Below are 18,967 nucleotides of genomic sequence, written 5' to 3' on the forward strand. Positions count from 1 at the left end.
GCCGCGGCCGGACATCACTGCCGTCGCGGCGGTGTGTGCGGTCCAGACGGTCACGTCCACGACAGTGACACCGGCAGCAGCCGACCGTCGGGGGGCTGGCACCGAAGGCGCCGGACTCCCCCGGCCACACCGGGCCGGGGCAACGGGAGCAGGCTGCGTCAGCTCTCCTCGCGGATCTCGATCAGGTGGGTGCGGACCTCGCCCATCGGGTCCGGTGCCTGCACCCGCAGGCGCACCGGCTCGCCGGGCACAGGTGGGATCTGTTCAACGCTGACGATATCGCCGTACTATATGCCGGCCTTCTTGTTCAGCGCGGTATGGATCAGTGTGCGCAGCTCGATCGGGCTCACCGGCCGGCTCCCTTCATGGCGGCGCGGTGCGCGGCGAGAGCCCTGGTGTGGCGGTCCAGCTCCGCGACGATGTGCTCGACGATTTCGCGGTCCTGGTCGGTGCCGCCGAACGTGCCCCAGTGCTGCCAGCTCTTGCGCTCGGTCGGCTTGAAGCGGTCGATGGTGTCGGAGGAAAAGACGTCCTTCGGAGCACCGGCGGCTTTCGCCTCGGCGCAGCGGTCGATCGTGTAGTAGGCGTTCGAGCCCAGCAAGATGTGCCAGGCGACGATGTGGTGGTAGCCGTGGTTGACGGCCGGGTCCGCGAGGTGCTGCTTGCCGTCGCGCCACTGGATCGAACCGCCGTAGCGGCTACGGAAAACGGGAATGTTCATGTTCAGCTCTCCTCGGTCGGCATCGGCTCGCACAGGTGGTCGGCGATGAGCATCGGTACGGTGCGGTGGGCGTCCTCGCGCTGGGCGCACGGGCTGCGGGTGGACTTGAAGGTGCGTTCGCCATCAGAGCTGGTGACGAACAGGTCGTACGTGGTGGCCACGAGTCAGTTCTCCGGTCGGTAGGCGTGCGCGGCGGAATAGTTCGCGAGCCAGCCCTCGATGCTGGAACACAGGTGGGCGTTCTTCGACGCGTAGTACTCGTTGAAGTCGAAGATGCGTCCGGCGAGTGCCCGTGCATCGCGGTGGTTGTCGCCGTCCACCGAAACGTTGTTCCAGTCGATCGCGGCGATCTATTCGAACGTTGCGTGGAATGGATGGGGCAGGTCGACCGGCGAGGACGGGGGTGCCATGAGCTTGTTGATCTCGTCGGCGTTGTGCCGCATCCACGTGTCTGCGTCGAGGGTGATCGCTTGGATCAGCGCGTCCCGGAACTCTGCGGCGGTCTTCTCGTGGGGCATGAGTGCGGTGAGGCCGATGAGTCCCTCGTAGTCGGAGGGGACCAGGCATCCGGTGCGCGGGGGGTAGCCGACGCTGATCTCCCACATGTGGGCGCGGTGGATGACCATGCTCAGGTTGTCGGGGGTGATCTCGGGGATGCCGATCCGGGTCAGCATCCGGGCCATGTACATACGGGTGTCGTGTGCGGTGGTGTCGTCCACGGGTGCTCTTTCTGGGTTCAGGTGGTCGGACGGCCGCCGTAGAAGCCGCCGAGGATGGGGTCGGTGTTGCGTTTGACCAGCAGGTCGTAGAAGGCGGCCTGGGCTCGGTTCATCACCTCGATCTCGTCGGCCAGTGCGCCGTGGATGGTCCTGACGACGACGTTGTCATCGCTGCCCTCGTTGTCGAAGTCCTCGAAGGCGAGGTATGCGGTGTCGGTGCCGGCGTGGAAGAGGTCGAGCCAGACGTAGGTGGTGATCTTGTAATCGCCGCGGCCGTCGTGGTCGTTGGGGAGGTTGAACTTGGTCTCGAGCTGGCTGAACAGGCGTGGCAGGCTCTCCTCGACCCCGTAGCGCTTGGGGCCGCTGCGGTGCTCGATGCGGTGGTGGTCGTGGTCGACGGAGTCGATCTCCAGGGTGGGCGTGAGGGTGTCGAAGAAGATCAGGTTGATGTTCGTACGGACCAGGTAGTGGGAGTTGTTGTCGGGGCCCTCGGACACGGGGTTCCTCCTGGGGTGGTTGGCCGGCCGGCCACCGCCACGCCCCCTGAAGGGGCGGACGGAAGCTGTCCGGTCAGCCGCGCAGGCGCCGCTTCGCCGCGTACAGCGCGCGGGCCGCGAGCGCGATCTCGTTGTGCGCGTTCGCTTCGGCCTCCAGGAAGTTCTCGTCCTCCTCGTCCCAGGACAGACGGGCCTCCTCCCAGGCGAGCCAGTCACCCAGCTCGGGCTGCCGCTCGCTCGTGGGCTTGGTCTCACGGAGGCCGTGCGGCGCATCGGCCTGCACGTGGTTGCCTCATGTGGTGCAGGTGAACGTGTGCTTCTCCCAGGGCTGTTCGCAGTAGAAGCAGGGGTCGTTGTCGTACTGCGGCGTGGGCATCAGCACGATGCGCTGCGGGTTGCCCTTGGCGTGCACGGTGGCGTAGTCATGCGGGAACATCGCGGCGGCCTGGCGGACGTTGCCTTCCGTGATGAACTCCGGGTGCGACAGGCCCCACTCGCGCAACTTCCTGGCGATCTCTCGGGCCAGGGCCTGCGGCAGCTCGTAGTCGTCGCGGACCCAGCGGGTCAGACCGGCCTCGGTCGACGACTTCTCCCCGAGCTTCATCCACTTCCCGCACCGGTCGCACTTCTCGTCCTCGATCTCGCCGCGCTCTCCGTCCGGTAGCTCGGTCAGCTCCGTGCGGGCCTGCTGGCTGGAGATCGTCTTCGGGAAGTCGCTGGAGTCGTAGGAACGCTCGTCGCTGTAGTCGACTCCAACCCGCTCGGCGGCCCGCCGGATCGCCTCTTCGTGGTCACTGCTGTGGGCGACCTTGATGCCGTTGGCCCGCATCCGCCCGATCGTGCAGGACGGGCACAAGTTGTCGTCGTAGTACGTGTAACCGACTACGGTCATGGTCAGACCTCCTGGAAGTGGTAGCGGCCGGCGAACAGGTTGTGGTGGGTGGGCAGGTCGATCCAGGTGTCCCGGTAAGTGCGGGAGACCTTCTCGAAGGCCGACTCGGTGTCCAGCGGTACGACGACGGACCTGGACCAACAGATCGACAGGTGGCGGCTGTTCTCCACGAAACGGACTTCAGCGGTCTCGATGCCCCGCTCGTGCATGGCACGGGCCTCGTCGCGCATCTCCTCGAAGCGCGGGGACTGGACGCCGTAGAGCTGCTGGCCGCCGACGTAGACGTAGAACCGGCCGGTGGTGTGCGTGACGGTGTAGCCCAGGCCGATCTCGTAGACATCGAACGAGTGCCAGCCCTTGTCGTCCTGGCACAAGTTCATCCAGCCGAGCGGGTTGGGCATGGAGAAATTGAGGCCGGTCTCGGGATTCAGGAGCTACCCAAAACCCTCCCCCTCGTCCATGATGCGGACCGGCATGAACTTGTTGTACAGGCCCATGCTCGTCACGCATTCCGATGCGCCGAGCTTGACGAGCACGGTGTCTCCGGCCTTGACGTAGCGATTATCGGGCCTCTTGTAGTGCAAGCTCATATATCCTCCCTGAAATCGAGCATCGCTTGCGACGTGGCCGCCATTGCTGCTGCGTCCTGGATTGCCGTGCACGCTCCATCGCTGTGCACGACAAATGTCTGCCGGAATTCACGGCCGAGATAGTCCCGGACCTTGACGCGGAACGGGCCGCCCTTGCGGCTGTTCATGTGACGGACCGCTGCGACCGGGTCCAACTCACTGGAACTTCGGCGGGGCTTGAGTTGCACGTACCGGGTCGCGGTATCGGTCCACGCGCCCTGGCCCTCGTACTGCTGGAGCATGAAGAAGTACAGCTCCACGTCAGTTGTCCGGCACGACCCTGCCGTCCGGGTACACCGTGTGCGGTCGGGCGGCGAACTCGCTCACCCATACCGAGACCCGGCCGCGCCACTCGTACTTCGGCTGCTCCACCGGCAGCCAGCGCAGGAACGGCAGCGCCTCAGCCTTGAACTCGTGTGGCTGCCCTGCCAATCCGGTGGCGCGGATCGAGAACCCGGACTTCCAGTTCTCCCACTCGCCGTCCGAGCCGACCGGGCGCCGCTGCTGCTGCATGATGTAGAGGGACCGGCCCTCACGCGCGTCCGCCTCACCGAGCGGCCAGCACACCATCCGGTCGAGTCCCTCGCCGAACACCTTCTTCGGGTTGACGTAGGCGCATCCCGTCTGCCAGCGGTTGCCGTGGTCATCGACCAGGCTCGCTTCGCTGCGCGGCATGGTGGGGCGTGTACCGAGGATCAGGTAATGCGTCGTACTAGCGGGCGTACATCCGGTCGCCGTGCGGTGGTAGACCAGCTCATCGCCCTGGATCTTGATCGAGATTCCCATGTCGGCACGGCTGATCCTTTTCTTGCCGTCCCATTCGTACGGCAGACGCGGACGCGTCATCGATTTTCTCCTCTCAGGAATTCGGCTTCGCCTGCGGGTCGGGGATTGCGCGGATCGGGTCGTACATCGACATGCGATGGCCGTTCAACGTGCACCATGTCTGGTCGTCGTGGGTGACGTCGTACCAGCCGTTGAAGTGCTCACCGCCGTGGTCAATGCTTTGACCACGCGTGAACTGCTCTGGCTCGAGGGTCCCCCACTTGCGGTCGACCGGGTAATCCGGCCCGGTCCGGTCTTCTTCGCAGTGCGCTTTCGAAAGCCAGCGTTTGATCCGCCAGTGCTCCAAGTCCTCCCACCAGACCGCGAGTTTCTCGCAGCCCATGCGATGGCATAGGATTTCGCCGTTTGGACCTCGTCCAGCGTGGACGACGTGGCTTTTAGTCGGTCGGCCCATTCCCCGATTCCTCGCCCGGCGAGTAGACGTACTCGTACATGCGGGGCACGCGGCCGGTGCTGAAGCCGTTCATGAAGCCGAGCCACATGGGCTTGCCCTCTCGGTCTTCGACTTTCCAGGAGCACAGGTAAAGCCGTTCTCACGGTCCTCACGCATGGCCTTGTTGCACCGCTCGCGTGTCAGTGCCCGAGGCTCCCAACCGAAGCCACGGGGTCGGCAGCGGCTGGGCTGCGCCGCCTCCTGGGTGCAGCCGCTGGAGGCGCGGCGGTTGGGCTCCACCGAGCAGGCTGGCGAGGTCGACCTGCCATGACCCGGATGCCCGACCGGATTGGGAAAAAGGCTGCAAGTTCCTAGCAGTGGCGATTCAGTCCTCTGTGCGGGCGACGCTAACGATCAGCGCCATGTCGTCGGCGTCTCGCCATTCGCCGATCATTCGCCACCCAGCATCGCTCAGAAGCCGCTCAGCCGCGCGCCTGCCGTCCTCGGGGTCTCCGCCTTTGGCGGCGATCGTGGTGCGCTCGCTGAACGCAGCAGGCGTGTCATAGTCGGGCGACCATGCCCGCTCGTCCCCCGGATGCTCGCCGGTCAGCTTGTCCTGCCATACCGAAACATCCATGTGTGGCTGAGAGAGGTGACCGGTGCCGTAGGTCATCCAGGCACTGAAGTGTGGGCGGCTCGACCACTCGGCCTCACGCTCGTTCTCCAGGTCCCAACGCTTGAACAGCTCGCCGAACTGAGCGTAGATATGGCGGGCCTGCCACTCGCTCAGGGTGAGTGTGCCGCCCCGGAGCCTTCCGTCTTCGGTGGGGGCAATCGGTGCGTAGTACTCAATGCCTGCGCGGTACCGGGCGATGTCACCGATGATCAGTTTATGGCGACCGTGCAACGACTGCTCCACCGGCAGCAAATGGTTGAGGTCGGCCTCGTAGTAGGGCGGAAGCTTGCGGACGTCGATGATATCGCGTTCGGACATAAGGTTCCCCTTTGGGGTTTTCTCGGTCCAGCACACCTGAGCCGTACTCGGTTCAGGCTCCGGTCCGCCATCCGGATTGTCGTGGTACGGAGGCTCGTCGTGCAGGGAGCCAAGCTGCTGCCTGCCCCACTCTTCGAGAACTTCCTCAGACATGTTCCTCCCCTTTCCAATCGCCCCCGGAAATCGGGGGATTGAGTCCCTCCGGACTCGCACCGGACTAGGAGACCTTGATGTCTCTCCAGGACTGTTGGTTAGTGTGGTGCTTCGAATCGCAGCGTCAGTGTGGGCGCTCGACCGCCGGTGTACGCATGGTCAGCCTTGTACTTGGTGATGGCAGTACCCTCGATGGTGAAATCGTCACCTTCCAGTGGCCATGTGTACCGGCTCGGCGCTCCCTTGGTCGGATTCATCCTCATCTCGGATACATTGACCTCGGCAACGCTCAGTTTCCCCCGGAACTCGTTGGCCTCGTGACTGGTCCAGTGCACGGTCCAGCCCGATTGAATAAAGGCGATCAATTCCCGGAGCCTTTCCATGTTTCCGGGGAAAATAACGTTTGCACCAGAGACCCTGGCGGATGTCTCCTTGACTCCCGGCTCAGCAAACAGCGGGCGATAGGCCACACGACGATCCGGAAATTCCACCCCAGGCGGAATCTGATCGGCGTTCGGTCCCGGTTCAACTTCCCTGAACTGAACCAGAACCGGGGGAGCCGAGACACGCTCCACCTCGTAATGGCCAGCGTGCTTGTGGCCGTCGCTGTAGCGGACCCTGGCGAGCCCATACACGGTCTCACCCTTCACACGGACTCGTACGCGGAGACCCGTGAGAGGCCGCTTTTCGGTTGACATAACATTTTCCCTTTCCAGATGATTGCGGTTCAGCGCCCCATTCGGGGATCGAACGGCGTCGCAGATGCCGATGGATCTCAGTCGCAAGCCAGCTCTGTGGCCCGCGACCAACTGCCCATCCGGAAGCGGATGGTGGTGGCCGGCGGGACATTACGCTTCAGGTCCGCCGGATCCGTGCGCCAGGCCTCGTAGGCCGCTAGCGTCGTGGATCCCGCCTCCCGCAGGCACTGCCGGATCGAGGCGATGAGCTGCTCCTGGGTCCACTTCGTCGTCACAGTCTGGAGCTGCCGGGGCTGTTCGATCACGGCGAGACCCGCGAGCTCCAGCGCACGGTTCCAACTGCCGAAGCGGCGCTCGTAGAGCGGAGCTGATGGATCGGTGCCCCTGCGGCGCTGCTCGAAGGTGCGACGTCCCAGGGTGTTCTCTCCCTGCGCCAGGTGGATGAGCACGTGTAGGAGCTGCTGGTCGTTGTAGACGACCGGCCCGGACTTCATGGGCGCAGGGACGTGTACAGCAGACAGAGTCATGGTCGGTCCTCTCGTTCTGAAAGCCGGCTGCGCGTCAGAGCGTCTGCACCTGCACGAGCTGCAGGTCGCGGGCGATGGACGCGAACATCGCGTTGAAGGTCCTGGGGAACTCACCGTCGAAGTCGATGGGGCGCCAGGTCTTCTGGTCATCGCTCACGCTGCACGTGAGCGATGACCAGATCGGCGTCGGTGGTGGCGGGGGCAGGAGCAAGAGCGGTCATGGCGCGCGGTCCTTCGTGGGATGAGATGAGAAGCCCACGAGCAGCCGCCCTGCAGGGGGCTACCTGCAGCCGACATGTGCATGACGTGCCACAGAGCCCTCCGGATCAACTCCGTTGATCCCCCAACGCCAGACAGACCCGCAGGCGCCTTGCGCGTCCGAGTCCCGCTCGGCGCGCCCTCTCCACCTCCTATCTCGTGGCATTCTGACTCATCACAGACTGTCATTCAATAGGCGTTTAGATAAGATGCGCTCGAAGATCAGTCGATCCAATCGGACTGGACGGCGACAGGAAGGGCGAGGCGAGAGGCGATGAAGACCTGGAGGACGAGGAGGGCTGGGATCTCTGCTGTGCCGTTGGCTGTGGCCGCGGGTGTTGCGCTCGCGGGATGTTCCGGCGGCGGCACAACCCAGGCACAGCCGTCATCCGCCCCGAGTCCGGCGTGAGCACCGCCAAGGTCACCGGCAAGACCCTCGGCGAGGCACTGGACAAGCTCGTCTTCCATGACACCGGAGGCTCCAGCAAGGACGGAGGAGCCTGCTTGACCGCCGCCGTGCGGAAGGCCGGCATGTCGGAATAGGCGCTGGCCTATCTGGTCAAGACCGGCGGTGGCGACACCGGTTCGGTCATTGACGGCCTGGACTAGGTGAGCAAGGACGACGCTGCGCTTCTGGCCTCACGGTCGCTGCGCGAGGACTTCGACGCGTGCGTCGACAAGACTGTGCCGCCGAGTGGCAACAGCAGCCCTAAGGCCCAGAGTTACAAGGAACCGAAGGTGGCGTCGAAGCCCGTGGCGGGCAAGCTGAACCTGAAGCCGGTCTATCCGGCCCGCGGGGATCAGCCGGTCAACTCGTCCATCGAGCTCACCAAGGGCCTGGTCTCGATATTCTCCTCCTATGCCCGGGACGAGGGCCAGAAGAAGGTCTACGCGGCGGCCGGCCAGTGCATGTCGACCCTGGTGCACAACGCCGGACTGAGTCAGGAGACGCTGCACTTCTTCGTGGGCGAAGCACCCCTCGGAGCCGGGTCGATCGTCGAGCATCTGCCGAACGACGAGGACAAGGCGATCTGGCAGTCGCCGAGGTTCACCCAGGGCTCGTCGATTGCACGACGAATGCGACGCCGACTCCCCCGCCCGGCCCTTGAACGGGAGTCCATCAGACAGACGAAGGGCCCGGTGCGACGCATCGCGAGCTGGGACACCTGCTGCGGCGATGCGCCGTCAGGAGGGGGCCGACTGGGCGCGGCTGCGACTCTACTGGTATTCGAGACCAAACACAAAGAGTACAGGCAGCCTATCAAGTCGCATTGATAAAGTGGCTTCATAGATCAGTCGAACAAGGCAAGGAGAGGTCGCGCATGACCGTCACGCAGGAGTGGGAGAAGAAGACGCAGCCTGCGCGCGGCACGAAGAAGAAGCCCTCGGGTGCGACACAGAGCAGCAGTAGTGGCCGCCAGGGCATGTTCGTCCGGCTGGACCCGGACGACAAGCAGCGCGCGGAGTACTGGGCCGACAAGCGCGGGTTCTCCTCGGTGAACGAGTACGTGGCCGAGGCGGTGGTCGAGAAGATCCGGCGTGAGAACCTCGACTACGACCTGCCGACCTTGGAGATCGCGCGCCTCAACGAGCTCGTCGACCAGGTCGCGGCACTGGCAAAGAACTCGGCGAACCTCGAACGCGTCGTCACCACGGGCTTCGACTCGCTGATCGGGCTCACTCGCGGCGACAACTACCTCTTGGACGACGAGGACGGTGAGCTCGGATGAGCCGGGACTTCGCAGAGATGCTGGAAGCGGCCACACCCACCGCCGAGGTGATGGAGGTGGATACGTCCTTCCTCGACGCCTACCGGCGCGGCGGGAGCGAGGAGCTCAAGCGCGTCCAGGCCCAGGCGGCACAGTCTGAGCTTGAGGTGACAACGCCTGAGCCGGAGGCGCAGCTTGATGAGGCCGGCGACGTCGACTCTGAACCCGAGGTTGAAAGTCTGCAGGCTGATCTCGATGAGGACGCCGAAGAGGATCGCCTGGGCCCGGAGCCGGACTACGAGCCCGACGCCGGCGACTCCGAGCGGGCCGGCGGATCCAGTCAGCGTGGTGGTGACGGCGGTGGACAGGGAGGAACTGCCGGGGTGCTCCCGGGCGGTGCGTCGGCGGGCCCTGCGGCTGATGCTGTTCCGGCTCCCGGGACACAGCCGGACGTCGAGGACGCCGCTGCAACCGAAGCCGCTGCTCATGACGTCGTCGCCGCACCGGATGAACCCGAGCATGTAACGGCCGGCTCGCTCCAGCTCACCGACTATCAGGACGCCGTGCAGAGCGCGGCCTCGAAGGGGGGCACAGGCAGCACAGCCGAGACCGCCACGCTCCCCCAGTCGGGCTTCCGGCTCGCCGGCGTGCAGAGCCAGCCGCACATCAAGGCGCTGCCCGAGAGCATCATGAACGCGCTGCGGGAGCAGCTGCGAGCAGCAGCGGTCCGCGAGCTGGGCGTGAGCGACAGCGCTGCTCGGGAGTTCAGTCAGCGGCTGAGCCAGGGCACACTGGTGACCGCGTTCCTGCTGGCGCAGCTCGACCTGCACCTTGACGCCGATCCTGCCACCGAGTGCGCCGTCGAGCTGTTCCGCTCCCGCGACCCGTTGCTGGGCAGCGTGGTGGCACGCCTGACGAACATCGAGGCCGCTGAACGCGAGCGGGACGGATTGCTGCGCAAGCTGCGCGACGAGTTGGGCGAGGTGCGCCAGACCAGCGCGGTGGTCGAGCAGGCGCTGGCGTACTCCATCGCCGACCGTACGGAGAACTTCCTGCGGGGCTCGCACAACCTCCACGACGCGCCGATCACGCACAAGGAGGCGATCTTCCTCCGGGACAAGGCCCGGGAGGCGACCAGGAGGCAGCTGAAGCTTGAACGCGAGCAAGAAGGACGGCCGATTCGATGACCACGACGAGCAAGGAGAAGCTCTTCCCCGCCCGGCAGCGCTAGTGGATGACGTCTGCGGTGTGCTCGGCCTGGGTGCGCAGCGCGCCGCCGAGGACGGACAGTGCATCGGGTCGGTCCCGGCGCGAAGCGGCCGCCTCTGCCTGCCGAGCCGTCTGCACGGCCTTGTCCCCGTCCTCCATCCTCCCGGTGCGCTCGAACCGGTTACGCAATGCGGTGCTCAAGTGGACGAGTCGGCGTGAGAGGTCCGGGTCTGAGGCGGGGCCGCTTCCACTCCCTGCTCGAACGCCTCACCCCACTTGTCCGCATCCTCGATCGCGTCGGTGCGCTCGAACCGTAGCTGCCAGGTTGCGCCGAGATCGCACAGCGCCGATGCCCGGTCGGGGGCGCCGACGGGCATGGCATCCACCGCTCGTTCGCGTGCCTCGATCGCCTCATCCAAGAGGGCTAGGGACTGGGGGACTTCGCTCTGCTCAGCCAAGAGCTGCAGGGCTCAACGCCTACCGGGCCAACGACAAGGCCGCCATGCGCCGTGTCCGCGACCGACTTCCGTACATCGGCGAAGCCGCCGGCCTGGATGGACTCGGTCTCGAAGAGATCGAGTGGCTGGCCGCCGAGGGCGAACCGCTCACTGCCGAGGGGCGCGGCTGGTGAGAGTCATGACCGCCTCGCATTTTCGTAACGCCACGATTCGCACCCTCACACCAAACCAGGAGATCTGACCGTGAACATCAGCGAGCTCGCATCCGCCGCGGCCGAGGCCCTCGCCGACCGTGAGTCCACGGGCAAGGCCGTCACCTCCGTCACGGTCGAGGCCATCACGGACGACTCCGGCTGGATCAGATCCAGGACTGCACGTGCGTGGAGTTCTGCGACGACGACCCGAAGAGGGCTTGCGGTCTCTCGGGCTCGGCACGTTCACCCGGCCAGCCGGGGCGCAGGCTTCGGGCCGTGCTCCGTCCATCCGGATGCCCCTGGTGATGTCTGATCGGCAGCCGTCAACCCGTACGCATGACCCTATGATTCGAGGTCTCTCGTACGGGTTCCCGTCCTCTGGCGCTCAGGATTCCTGGAATCCGCGCGCCTTTGTCAGTCGAGGGTGCAAGGCTCCGTTCGTGATCAACGAATCGAGCGAAGTTTTGCTATCAGGGCTGGATGACCTCGACTGGGCTGGCCTCCAGCATGCCTACGGGAGTGCTGAGGACGTGCCTGGGCGGCTGCGTCAGGTGTGCGGGGCCGACGAGGAAGCCCGGGAGGACGCCTGGCGCCATCTTTTCTCGAGCATTTTCCACCAGGGCACCCGCTACACAGCTTCCAACAGTGCCGTCCCTTTCCTTGCCCGGATTGCGATAGCCGGGCCCGAGCCGGCCCGCGGTAGCGCGCTGCTCATGTTGACCCGCCTGGCAGTCGACTGGCATGACGAGTACGACCTCCCTGGCGGTATCGACATCGTCGCCTGGCGCGCGGTGGCTGCGGAGTTCACCCCGGAGAAGATGCTGGCCTCCTACGAGGAGGCGCTCGCCGTCGAGGATGACCCCGAGAAACGCTGGTTCCTGGAGGAAGGACGGGCCTACTGCGCGGCCGGAGGGACCACCGACAGCAGGGCCAGCGCCCTGGCCTCCTACGATGCCGTGCGGGCCGAGCTGCCCGCCCTGCAGTTCCTTCTGGAGGATCCGGACCCTGAAATCCGTACCCGGACCGCTTACCTGCTGGCCTGGTTCCCCGAGGAAGGTGCCGGCACCGTCCCCGGGCTGCTCGCGTGTCTGGATCGCGAGGCTGATCCCCGTGTCGCGGCTACCGCCTTGGTGGCGGCCGGGCTCGTCGGCGACCACGCCCTGGTGGACCGCCTCCGGCCATGGCTCGCAAACCTGGATCCGCTGGTGCGGTGGGGTGCCGCCACCGCACTGGCCCGCCTGATGACGACCTGCCCGGCCATCGCCCCCAACGATGACAGCCTGGTGGCCCAGATCGTGGAGGAGCTGACGCGGGCCGCCGCGGCACAGTTGTCCGCGCCCGGTGTCGACTTCAACGACGGCAAACTCCGCGAGTACGCCGCTCGTTCACTCGCCCCGCTCGCCATTCACGCGCCGGGCGCCGTGCTGTCCGCGATCGTGAGCACCCTCGGTCTCACCGGTGTCGCCGAAGAGGCCATCACAGCCGCACTCACGAGCGCGTTCCCCAGCCCGGAAGGCCACACGAGCGTCCCGTTCACCGACCTCAACGAAGGCCGCCAGGACATCCTGCGGTTTGTCGCGGAAAACGGGCCATGGGACCAGTACGGCACACCGATCGAACACCACCTCCGAGAGCTCGGCCTGCCGGACAACCAGCCCGACCTGCGCGCGTACACCGCCATGCGCCCGTCCGCTCCCAGTTGGTAGGCGTCCTGGAGGGATGAAAGCTGCGGGTACGTCTCTTCGATGCGCTCCATTCAGCGGCTCCTCACGGTGACGCCCTGGGAGACAACTGGGCTGGTAAGGACCGTGGTGAGCCAGTGCATGAACGGCTCGTACTCGGCGGACAGGCTCCAGCGCACCTTCGTTCCCCAGCCAGCGGGCGCCTCGGTGGTACGGCCGATGGCGTCCATCTCGATAGGCAGATGGTCGGAGTCGACGAAGGGAAGGTCGAGCGCGGCGGACAGTGTCAGCGCGTCGTGCTGCATGCTGCCCGGGTAGAAGTCGGCGAACCACCGGTCGAGATGGTTGACGAGCAGGGCTGCCCAGGGCTCGCTCTTCAGCGCCCGCAGCCGCTTGTACAGGTCGCTCGTCGCCGTGACTTCTATGCGGGGGGTGAACGTGACCTCGGAGGCAATGAACTCAGGGGCGGTGAGCAGGCCGTCGGACACGGCGGTGAGGACCGCGTGCGCGCTGGTGACGTCCAGCCGGATGTTGTGCTCGGCGCTGTCGGGGTTGCGGTAGCGCAGGGCTCCGCCCATCTGCGTCACCCGCAGCCGTGGCGCCAGCTCGGGTGCTTCCGCAAGGACCCGGGCGAGGTTGCGGAGGGAGCCATCCCCACCCAGCGGACCGGCCCGTCCGTTGCTGCGCAGACCTCCCGCACGGCGGCGACTGCGTCGGCGGGCTGGGAGGGCACCTGGTCCGGGACGAGGCCGTCCACGCAGTAATAGGGCGACTCCCCCAGGGAGGCGCCGGCCACCGTGCTCACATCGGCGCGGTCCATCAGGTCGAGCAGGTGGCGGGCAAACCGTGCCCGCTCACCTCGCACTTCGTCCCCGGTGAGCACCAGTGTCAGCTCCGGGACCTGTCGTGCTGCCGCAGCCACGGCGAGGGCATCGTCGGCGTCACCGCCAATGTCCGTGTCGATGATCATTGGGCTGTTGCTGAGGTCCTCGGGCCAGGGTCCGGAGGCCGCCAACGCCGCGCCGATCGCGGCCAGCCCAGTGCCGGGTGTGTTCTCGCCGAGTCGTGTCGTCGCACGCCAGTGCTGCCGCAGCTCCTCGACGGTCTCATTGCGGTTCTCGCCCATGGGCTTCACCTCTGTTCCAGTCGATCTTCTTTGCCGTCCGTCGGGCTCGGCAGTGGTCATGTCTGCGGTCGGCCCGTCCCGGGATGCGGGATGAGGCCGTTGGTCTCCGCGCCCCGATGGTTGGTCAGGTGAGGGAGAAGAACAGCGTGTCCTGGGTGTACCAGTCGACGTTCTTCGTGGCGCGCTCCCATTCGTCGTGCTCGAACTCCAGCTTCTCGATCAGCTCTCGGACGTCGTAGTGGAAGTCGGGGTCCATCCGGTCCAGGACGGCGCGGTAGGCATCGGCGGCGGGCTTGGACTTGGCCAGCGGCAGGTGGCCGATGGCCGGGTAGCCGTAGGCCGAGTGCGGGATGGAGGGGAAGTCGTCGGGCAGTCCGCCGTAGAGGAAGCCGTGCGGCAGGAGGTCCGCGGGCACGCCGAGGCGGTTCATCTCCTCGTCGACCAGGCTGAAGAACGTCGACGGCTTGGAGTAGGTGCCCAGCTGGTACGGGTCACTGGCGTTGCGGTCGATGATGAGCTGCAGGGCGGCGTGGTACGCGTTGCCCGCCCACTCCCCACCCGCGTGCGTGCGGCCGGCTATGAGGTGCTCGAGGGCATCCGGGATGGGCAGGCCCCAGTCGATGTCCTGACGGTCGAGATCCTCCTGATAGGCCCGGGCATACGACCGGGCCTTGTCGAGTGTCCACTGCTGATCGGCCGTGAGGTTGCCGTTGCTGCCCAGAAAGGCCAGGACGTCGGCCTTGTCCGCGCTGGAGTACGAGATGTTGTGGCTCATGATCGCAATTCTGCCCAGCGGTACTGACAGCCGGACTGCCCGGGGTTTACGCCTCGGCGCGGTTCCATGCGCTGGGCACGATGCCGGGCATGCGGTGGTCGATCTGGTGCTCGCCCTTATGGTGACCTGGCTCGACTCCCCGGCGCCTCCCCTGTGACCACGGCAGTGGACGGCCACCGTGCGGTGGCACGCAGGCGGACGTCTCGGTCAGGTCACCAGCATCGGACTCGCCAACTGTCCTGGTGACGAAGCCAGCACCGTGGTGACCCGCCTTGGCCACTGTCCCGATGCCCATGGGCACATCGCTGCGGCGGGACAGCTCTTCCCGGTCCTTCCTCCCCACGTCGACCGATAGCCGCACCCCATGGCGCCCAAGAACCGTTCCGCCCGCGTTCGCAAGTGGCCCCGAGATTGTCTGAGCTCTTCGGACTCGTTTGCAGCAAGCACGAGTGGATCGAGGCTGCCACCGAGAACCTGCGCTACGAGCGCCTGGCGGCTGGGGTCCGGAATCGTTGGGCGCTGGCGGGAGGGCGGCGGTTAGGTTGGCTCCGTGTATCCGATCGAATTCCAGGCCGTTGAGGCGGAGGGCGTCCATGCCTTCCACTACATCCCGGGCGACAACCTGGCTGTGAGTCGACACTGGGCAGGACTGGTCCAGAGCTGGCCTGAGGGCAAGACTCCATTCACCGAGTGGGCAGTAAACAACAACAATATGGAGGAGGTCGCCGTTTATGTCGGTCTGGTCTGGCGCCTGACGACGGGGCTGGCCCGCTATGCGATCCCGACGTACTACCGCGACGACGCCGAACGGATCCTGGGACGCACCCCGACGCTCGTGGATTGGGAGTATGAAGTCGACGCCGAGCAGCTGACCGCCGGCTTGAGGGACAGGGGTTTCGTTCCCGGACGTTCGGCGGTCTCAATGCGCCCGAAGCCCACTCCCGGGCAGCTGGGGAACGCCGACCGCGCGGGCGTGTTCCCGCTGGCGACGCCGCGGGATCTGGTGGCCGCCTTGCACGCCGTCCTCCTCGACGCCTCGTCGGAGGTCACGGTGTTTGCCGTCGCCCCAGGCCCTGAACGCTTTGCGCGTTTGACGGCGGCATTGCGGAGCCCGGCCCGTCCGACCCTGGCCGAAGTCCTGGGCGACGAGGGAGTATTTGCTGACCTGACGATCGGTTCTGATCTGGGCAACTACGACTCGATCATCGTGGCGTCGCCCGCTGATCTGATGCCTCGGCTCGCTGGTCTGACATTGGACCATGCGCGCCGTATCGAGGCGTATGAACAGGGACTGGACGCGCTCAGGGACGTTCCCGATTTCCTGCGAGCCATGCGCAGTCTCGCCGGTGTGGACCTGGACGCTCCCTGAGTCGATCCCCCGCATTCTTCGCATCGGTGGCGTTCAGCACCACCGCGCTGTGCCCTCTTGAAAGCTGGTACTGGCCGTATGGTCCAGTCTGCCAGCGTGCGGGCTCCAGGCGCCGCACGTACGGTTGCAGTGCCCCGCTACGACAGGACAGCGCGGCCCGGCGGCCCCCGCGCCCGCTTCGCACGTTGCGTCGGGGGTCGCCCCTCAGTGCCCGTCAGAACTCGTGGTAGCCCAAGGGAACACGCCAGCCGTTTCGGTCGCACCGACGGCGCTGGACCTCGCGCCTTCGGACGATCGTGCCGACCTGACAGTCGACGCTATGGATGCTGCCTGGGTGGTGCTGAATCCACTAGCCTGATGGCACGGGTCGACCAGCTGCGGACGGCCCCGGCCGAGTAGTCCGGCCTGTGACCGGACGGCGAAGAAGCCCGAACTCGCTCAGCGGGAATCAGCGCGCAGAACCATCAGTGTCCGCTTCCAGGTCCGCCCTGTACGCCAGGCGTGCCCGGGTCACGGGGGCGTGCGCGCAGCGAAGGGGAAATCGCCGTGGGAGCCAAGAACCAGGCGCTGAAGAACGCCGCCCGCCGACGCGCGGAGGAGACCGGGCAGTCCTATGAGGCGGCGCCGCGGGACGTGCGCTCCGCGTACGAGCAAGGCGCACTCGCAGGCGAACGCGACCAGGACCGGATGGGATTCGACGAGGCAAAGCCAAGATCGGAACCCCCGAGGACATCCCCTGGCTGTTTCCCGGCGGCCGCCCAGGACACCCCCTCGGCGACGACCGGATCGGCCAGCGTCTCCACAAGATCGGAATCCGGCCTCGGCAGGACCGCTCCACCGCACTGTTCACCCTCGCCGCCGAACTACCTGCCGCCATCCTCGCCCGGGTACTCGGCGTACACATCCAAGTCGCCGTCCAATGGCAGAAGGCATCAGCCGGCGACTGGGCCTCTTACGCCGCCGATGTCAGCCGCCGTGTCCCGGAGAACCAATGAAGCTGCCCATCACCATCCACCAAGCACGCCTCGGATCCACGGAGTTCAAGGTCATCCGACCCGCCCGGCCCCTGGTCCACGCAGTGCTCATCGACCACGATCGGCACCTGGACACCTACCTCGATCAGGACGCCGCCCAGCGAATCGGTGGGCTATGGAAGCTCGCTGCCTCTTCACCGCGCTCGCTGGTCCACCTGCCGATGCGGGGGACCCGTGGCCCCTCCCGCGGGCTCCCAGAAGACGGCACACGACAGCTTGATCTCGTGCTGCTGCACCACTCGCTCCAGTTCGCACCCTCACGCTGGAGGGAAGTACGAGGACGGCTCGGCCCAGGGCGTCCGCAGACCGTGACGCTGCCCGGCCCAGGACCCACCGACGAAGCCGTGATTGATCACGAGGCACGGCACTACCGGGAGAACCGGGATCTGTTCCACCAGCATCTCCACGCCGAGACCCTGTTCATGACCGGCAGCGCGAAAGTCTTCAGGGACACCGCCCGGCACTTCTTCGACGTCGCCCGAAACGGCCCCGGATACGTCCCCATCCATCCGAGCTACCCGCACTTCTGCACCGAGCTCCACTCCAACGACGGCATTCTCGGCGACGCGCGCGAGATCCACATCGAGTACTGCGACCAGTGGGACTCATGACCCCGACCGACAAGACCCCACCGACCATGACGTTCAACGATCACCTCCAGCCTCTCGTCGAGAGGGCCCTCGTATCCATCCCGGCCGCCGACGCCGGCGACATCTACGCTGTCTCCTTCCTCATCGACAACGAGGACGACGACCCTCGTCAGCCGACCTTGACGATCGGCTACAACACTGAAACTCAGGCCCGACGCAGCATCCAGGACGCCTCTGACCAGGCAGAAGCCCGCTGGAACTACGCTTTCTGGATCCAGAATGAGCTGACTGTGGTCGGCGACCTGACCAGCGACCCCGCCGGGGCCACAGCTCGCCATGAGTGGATCAGCGACCTCGGACTTTGGTACGACGAGCCGACCGACCTCGCCGACTGGGATTCAGTCATCGGGCCACTCGCCGCGCAGATCGAGGCCCGCTTCAACCGGACCTGCTGCCAGCTCGCCCGAACCCTCCATACGACCGGCGTCATCAAAAGATCTATCGGCCGAACCGTGCCGGTGATCGTCCACGAGCTGGAGTACTACGAGGCGATCGCCCGGCAGACCGAGGCCGCCAACCCGCCCGGTCTCGCCGATGAGTTCACCTCATGGGTCCGCAATGGCTGAGGCATTCAGGCAGTTCCAATACCCGACTCCACCATTTATCCCGGAGTCGCGACGGCATCCACGACCTGCTCGACATTGAGACCGCCAGAGCAACCGCCGACACTCTCGCGACCCTCGCTGCAGACCGGGCCGCTGGCGGTGGTATATCCGGACCGGCCGTACGGCGGGCCATCCTCGCCGCCGGTCAGGCCCCCGCCTTCGAGGGCGTCGTCTTCACCGCCCGGCAGGCTCGCAAGCTTCTGACGAACCCCCACTCTGGCCGTTCACGCCAACCCGAACGCCTTGCTGACCTGCGTGATCGCATCCGCGCGGCCATGGACCGCATCCTCGGCGGAACCCCGCAGCGGTCGAACGGAGCCCTGACCATCGTCGCCCTCGCGACGGAGGCCGACGTCCCCCGCAATGCTCTCACCCAACGGCACCTGGACCTCAAGAACGAGTTCTACGAGAAGGTCCGGGCCCGCGGTGAGATGCCCAACAGCGAGAAGCGACTCCGGCGGGAGCTGGTCAAGGCCAAGGAACTCCGAGCCGAGGCGCTGAAGGAGATCGACCGCCTCAAGACCGACAACGAGGCACTCGTCGGCGCACTGCACCAGGTGGTGATGGAGAACCGTCAGCTCCGGCTCCAGCTGAGCGAACAGCCGGGCAACCTCCGTGTCCTTCCGACGCAGCCGCGGCCATCGGCGCAGCGAGCACGCTCGAAGACAGTTCGTGCGGCACTGTCAGTGCCGGGGGCTACCCTCTGATCTAGCTCAAAAGAGGACCCCGGCGGCGTCGAGGTCGACGGGCACCGGGGTCTCTCCTGATTGGCATCTGGAACATACCTCGAACGCAACGTCGAAGGCACTTGGTGCCATGTCGTTGTGATCAGTGCCTCTCGATCTGGCA

Annotated in this window: 31 protein-coding genes; 10 read left to right on the plus strand and 21 right to left on the minus strand. The window is 66.1% G+C overall.

What is annotated here, in order from left to right:
- Nucleotides 1–346: 346 nt before the first annotated feature.
- From ACTWOL_RS03880 to ACTWOL_RS03955, 16 genes are all read right to left on the minus strand, one after another.
- Complete coding sequence (locus ACTWOL_RS03880; protein ID WP_474294320.1) at nucleotides 347–721, minus strand: hypothetical protein; 375 nt, start codon at nucleotides 719–721, stop codon at nucleotides 347–349.
- 2 nt (nucleotides 722–723) lie between these two features.
- On the minus strand, nucleotides 724–882 hold the full coding sequence (locus ACTWOL_RS03885) for a hypothetical protein (RefSeq protein WP_474294322.1): 159 nt from the start codon (nucleotides 880–882) through the stop codon (nucleotides 724–726).
- Between the two features lie 3 nt (nucleotides 883–885).
- Nucleotides 886–1,041: a hypothetical protein gene (locus tag ACTWOL_RS03890; RefSeq protein WP_474294324.1), complete on the minus strand. Its 156-nt coding sequence runs from the start codon at nucleotides 1,039–1,041 to the stop codon at nucleotides 886–888.
- Between the two features lie 30 nt (nucleotides 1,042–1,071).
- Nucleotides 1,072–1,440 (minus strand): hypothetical protein, encoded by a 369-nt coding sequence (locus ACTWOL_RS03895; protein WP_474294326.1) that lies wholly within the window; start codon nucleotides 1,438–1,440, stop codon nucleotides 1,072–1,074.
- A gap of 17 nt (nucleotides 1,441–1,457) precedes the next feature.
- Nucleotides 1,458–1,937: a hypothetical protein gene (locus tag ACTWOL_RS03900; RefSeq protein ID WP_474294328.1), complete on the minus strand. Its 480-nt coding sequence runs from the start codon at nucleotides 1,935–1,937 to the stop codon at nucleotides 1,458–1,460.
- 73 nt (nucleotides 1,938–2,010) lie between these two features.
- Nucleotides 2,011–2,220, minus strand: a complete 210-nt coding sequence (locus tag ACTWOL_RS03905; RefSeq protein ID WP_474294330.1) for a hypothetical protein — start codon at nucleotides 2,218–2,220, stop codon at nucleotides 2,011–2,013.
- Nucleotides 2,221–2,229: 9 nt separating this feature from the next.
- Entirely contained in the window at nucleotides 2,230–2,829 is a 600-nt protein-coding gene (locus tag ACTWOL_RS03910) for a hypothetical protein (RefSeq protein ID WP_474294332.1), read from the minus strand.
- A 2-nt stretch (nucleotides 2,830–2,831) separates the two neighbouring features.
- The gene (locus ACTWOL_RS03915; RefSeq protein ID WP_474294334.1) at nucleotides 2,832–3,230 is read right to left on the minus strand and encodes a hypothetical protein; all 399 of its coding nucleotides are present in this window, start codon (nucleotides 3,228–3,230) and stop codon (nucleotides 2,832–2,834) included.
- A gap of 33 nt (nucleotides 3,231–3,263) precedes the next feature.
- On the minus strand, nucleotides 3,264–3,419 hold the full coding sequence (locus ACTWOL_RS03920; protein ID WP_474294335.1) for a hypothetical protein: 156 nt from the start codon (nucleotides 3,417–3,419) through the stop codon (nucleotides 3,264–3,266).
- Entirely contained in the window at nucleotides 3,416–3,718 is a 303-nt protein-coding gene (locus ACTWOL_RS03925; protein ID WP_474294337.1) for a hypothetical protein, read from the minus strand. Before ACTWOL_RS03925 ends, ACTWOL_RS03920 begins: the two co-directional genes overlap by 4 nt.
- A 1-nt stretch (nucleotide 3,719) precedes the next feature.
- Nucleotides 3,720–4,304, minus strand: coding sequence for a hypothetical protein (locus tag ACTWOL_RS03930; protein ID WP_474294338.1), 585 nt, complete (start codon nucleotides 4,302–4,304; stop codon nucleotides 3,720–3,722).
- 13 nt (nucleotides 4,305–4,317) lie between these two features.
- Complete coding sequence (locus tag ACTWOL_RS03935; RefSeq protein WP_474294340.1) at nucleotides 4,318–4,626, minus strand: hypothetical protein; 309 nt, start codon at nucleotides 4,624–4,626, stop codon at nucleotides 4,318–4,320.
- Between the two features lie 436 nt (nucleotides 4,627–5,062).
- Nucleotides 5,063–5,824 carry a hypothetical protein gene (locus tag ACTWOL_RS03940; protein ID WP_474294341.1) on the minus strand — a complete coding sequence of 254 codons (762 nt, stop codon included), beginning with the start codon at nucleotides 5,822–5,824 and terminating at the stop codon, nucleotides 5,063–5,065.
- 98 nt (nucleotides 5,825–5,922) lie between these two features.
- Complete coding sequence (locus ACTWOL_RS03945) at nucleotides 5,923–6,474, minus strand: hypothetical protein (protein ID WP_474294343.1); 552 nt, start codon at nucleotides 6,472–6,474, stop codon at nucleotides 5,923–5,925.
- 125 nt (nucleotides 6,475–6,599) lie between these two features.
- On the minus strand, nucleotides 6,600–7,049 hold the full coding sequence (locus ACTWOL_RS03950) for a homing endonuclease associated repeat-containing protein (RefSeq protein WP_474294345.1): 450 nt from the start codon (nucleotides 7,047–7,049) through the stop codon (nucleotides 6,600–6,602).
- A 34-nt stretch (nucleotides 7,050–7,083) separates the two neighbouring features.
- Nucleotides 7,084–7,206 (minus strand): hypothetical protein, encoded by a 123-nt coding sequence (locus ACTWOL_RS03955; RefSeq protein ID WP_474294347.1) that lies wholly within the window; start codon nucleotides 7,204–7,206, stop codon nucleotides 7,084–7,086.
- A 506-nt stretch (nucleotides 7,207–7,712) separates the two neighbouring features.
- Between ACTWOL_RS03955 and ACTWOL_RS03960 the strand changes: the two genes are divergently transcribed.
- The 4 genes from ACTWOL_RS03960 (at nucleotide 7,713) to ACTWOL_RS03975 (ending at nucleotide 10,203) form a co-directional block, all read left to right on the plus strand.
- Nucleotides 7,713–7,850 (plus strand): hypothetical protein, encoded by a 138-nt coding sequence (locus ACTWOL_RS03960; protein WP_474294349.1) that lies wholly within the window; start codon nucleotides 7,713–7,715, stop codon nucleotides 7,848–7,850.
- 66 nt (nucleotides 7,851–7,916) lie between these two features.
- A complete protein-coding gene (locus ACTWOL_RS03965) occupies nucleotides 7,917–8,582 on the plus strand; it encodes a hypothetical protein (RefSeq protein WP_474294351.1) in 666 nt (221 codons plus the stop codon).
- A gap of 47 nt (nucleotides 8,583–8,629) precedes the next feature.
- On the plus strand, nucleotides 8,630–9,037 hold the full coding sequence (locus ACTWOL_RS03970) for a hypothetical protein (RefSeq protein ID WP_474294353.1): 408 nt from the start codon (nucleotides 8,630–8,632) through the stop codon (nucleotides 9,035–9,037).
- Nucleotides 9,034–10,203 carry a hypothetical protein gene (locus ACTWOL_RS03975; RefSeq protein WP_474294354.1) on the plus strand — a complete coding sequence of 390 codons (1,170 nt, stop codon included), beginning with the start codon at nucleotides 9,034–9,036 and terminating at the stop codon, nucleotides 10,201–10,203. Before ACTWOL_RS03970 ends, ACTWOL_RS03975 begins: the two co-directional genes overlap by 4 nt.
- Nucleotides 10,204–10,243: 40 nt before the next feature.
- Here the strand turns inward: ACTWOL_RS03975 and ACTWOL_RS03980 are convergent, their stop codons facing one another.
- The gene (locus tag ACTWOL_RS03980; protein ID WP_474294355.1) at nucleotides 10,244–10,426 is read right to left on the minus strand and encodes a hypothetical protein; all 183 of its coding nucleotides are present in this window, start codon (nucleotides 10,424–10,426) and stop codon (nucleotides 10,244–10,246) included.
- Nucleotides 10,423–10,644 (minus strand): hypothetical protein, encoded by a 222-nt coding sequence (locus ACTWOL_RS03985; protein WP_474294357.1) that lies wholly within the window; start codon nucleotides 10,642–10,644, stop codon nucleotides 10,423–10,425. Before ACTWOL_RS03985 ends, ACTWOL_RS03980 begins: the two co-directional genes overlap by 4 nt.
- Nucleotides 10,645–10,727: 83 nt before the next feature.
- Between ACTWOL_RS03985 and ACTWOL_RS03990 the strand changes: the two genes are divergently transcribed.
- Together ACTWOL_RS03990 and ACTWOL_RS03995 are read left to right on the plus strand one after the other, a co-directional pair.
- Nucleotides 10,728–10,856: a hypothetical protein gene (locus tag ACTWOL_RS03990; protein ID WP_474294359.1), complete on the plus strand. Its 129-nt coding sequence runs from the start codon at nucleotides 10,728–10,730 to the stop codon at nucleotides 10,854–10,856.
- A gap of 461 nt (nucleotides 10,857–11,317) precedes the next feature.
- Complete coding sequence (locus ACTWOL_RS03995) at nucleotides 11,318–12,583, plus strand: HEAT repeat domain-containing protein (RefSeq protein ID WP_474294361.1); 1,266 nt, start codon at nucleotides 11,318–11,320, stop codon at nucleotides 12,581–12,583.
- 50 nt (nucleotides 12,584–12,633) lie between these two features.
- On the opposite strand, the gene ACTWOL_RS04000 is transcribed toward ACTWOL_RS03995, so the two are convergent.
- The 3 genes from ACTWOL_RS04000 to ACTWOL_RS04010 all read right to left on the minus strand — a co-directional run bounded on the left by ACTWOL_RS04000 (nucleotide 12,634) and on the right by ACTWOL_RS04010 (nucleotide 14,460).
- The gene (locus tag ACTWOL_RS04000) at nucleotides 12,634–13,248 is read right to left on the minus strand and encodes a nucleoside hydrolase (RefSeq protein ID WP_474301083.1); all 615 of its coding nucleotides are present in this window, start codon (nucleotides 13,246–13,248) and stop codon (nucleotides 12,634–12,636) included.
- Nucleotides 13,143–13,685 (minus strand): hypothetical protein, encoded by a 543-nt coding sequence (locus ACTWOL_RS04005; protein WP_474294363.1) that lies wholly within the window; start codon nucleotides 13,683–13,685, stop codon nucleotides 13,143–13,145. Before ACTWOL_RS04005 ends, ACTWOL_RS04000 begins: the two co-directional genes overlap by 106 nt.
- Before the next feature lie 124 nt (nucleotides 13,686–13,809).
- Nucleotides 13,810–14,460: a DUF7691 family protein gene (locus tag ACTWOL_RS04010; protein ID WP_474294364.1), complete on the minus strand. Its 651-nt coding sequence runs from the start codon at nucleotides 14,458–14,460 to the stop codon at nucleotides 13,810–13,812.
- A gap of 550 nt (nucleotides 14,461–15,010) precedes the next feature.
- On the opposite strand from ACTWOL_RS04010, the gene ACTWOL_RS04015 reads away from it, so the two are divergent.
- From ACTWOL_RS04015 to ACTWOL_RS04030, 4 genes are all read left to right on the plus strand, one after another.
- Entirely contained in the window at nucleotides 15,011–15,829 is an 819-nt protein-coding gene (locus ACTWOL_RS04015; RefSeq protein WP_474294366.1) for a hypothetical protein, read from the plus strand.
- 991 nt (nucleotides 15,830–16,820) lie between these two features.
- Nucleotides 16,821–17,474, plus strand: coding sequence for a hypothetical protein (locus tag ACTWOL_RS04020; RefSeq protein WP_474294367.1), 654 nt, complete (start codon nucleotides 16,821–16,823; stop codon nucleotides 17,472–17,474).
- Nucleotides 17,471–18,079 (plus strand): hypothetical protein, encoded by a 609-nt coding sequence (locus ACTWOL_RS04025; RefSeq protein ID WP_474294369.1) that lies wholly within the window; start codon nucleotides 17,471–17,473, stop codon nucleotides 18,077–18,079. Before ACTWOL_RS04020 ends, ACTWOL_RS04025 begins: the two co-directional genes overlap by 4 nt.
- Nucleotides 18,080–18,393: 314 nt before the next feature.
- On the plus strand, nucleotides 18,394–18,825 hold the full coding sequence (locus ACTWOL_RS04030; RefSeq protein ID WP_474294371.1) for a hypothetical protein: 432 nt from the start codon (nucleotides 18,394–18,396) through the stop codon (nucleotides 18,823–18,825).
- Nucleotides 18,826–18,967: the final 142 nt, after the last annotated feature.

Source organism: Micromonospora sp. IBHARD003 (assembly GCF_056106285.1).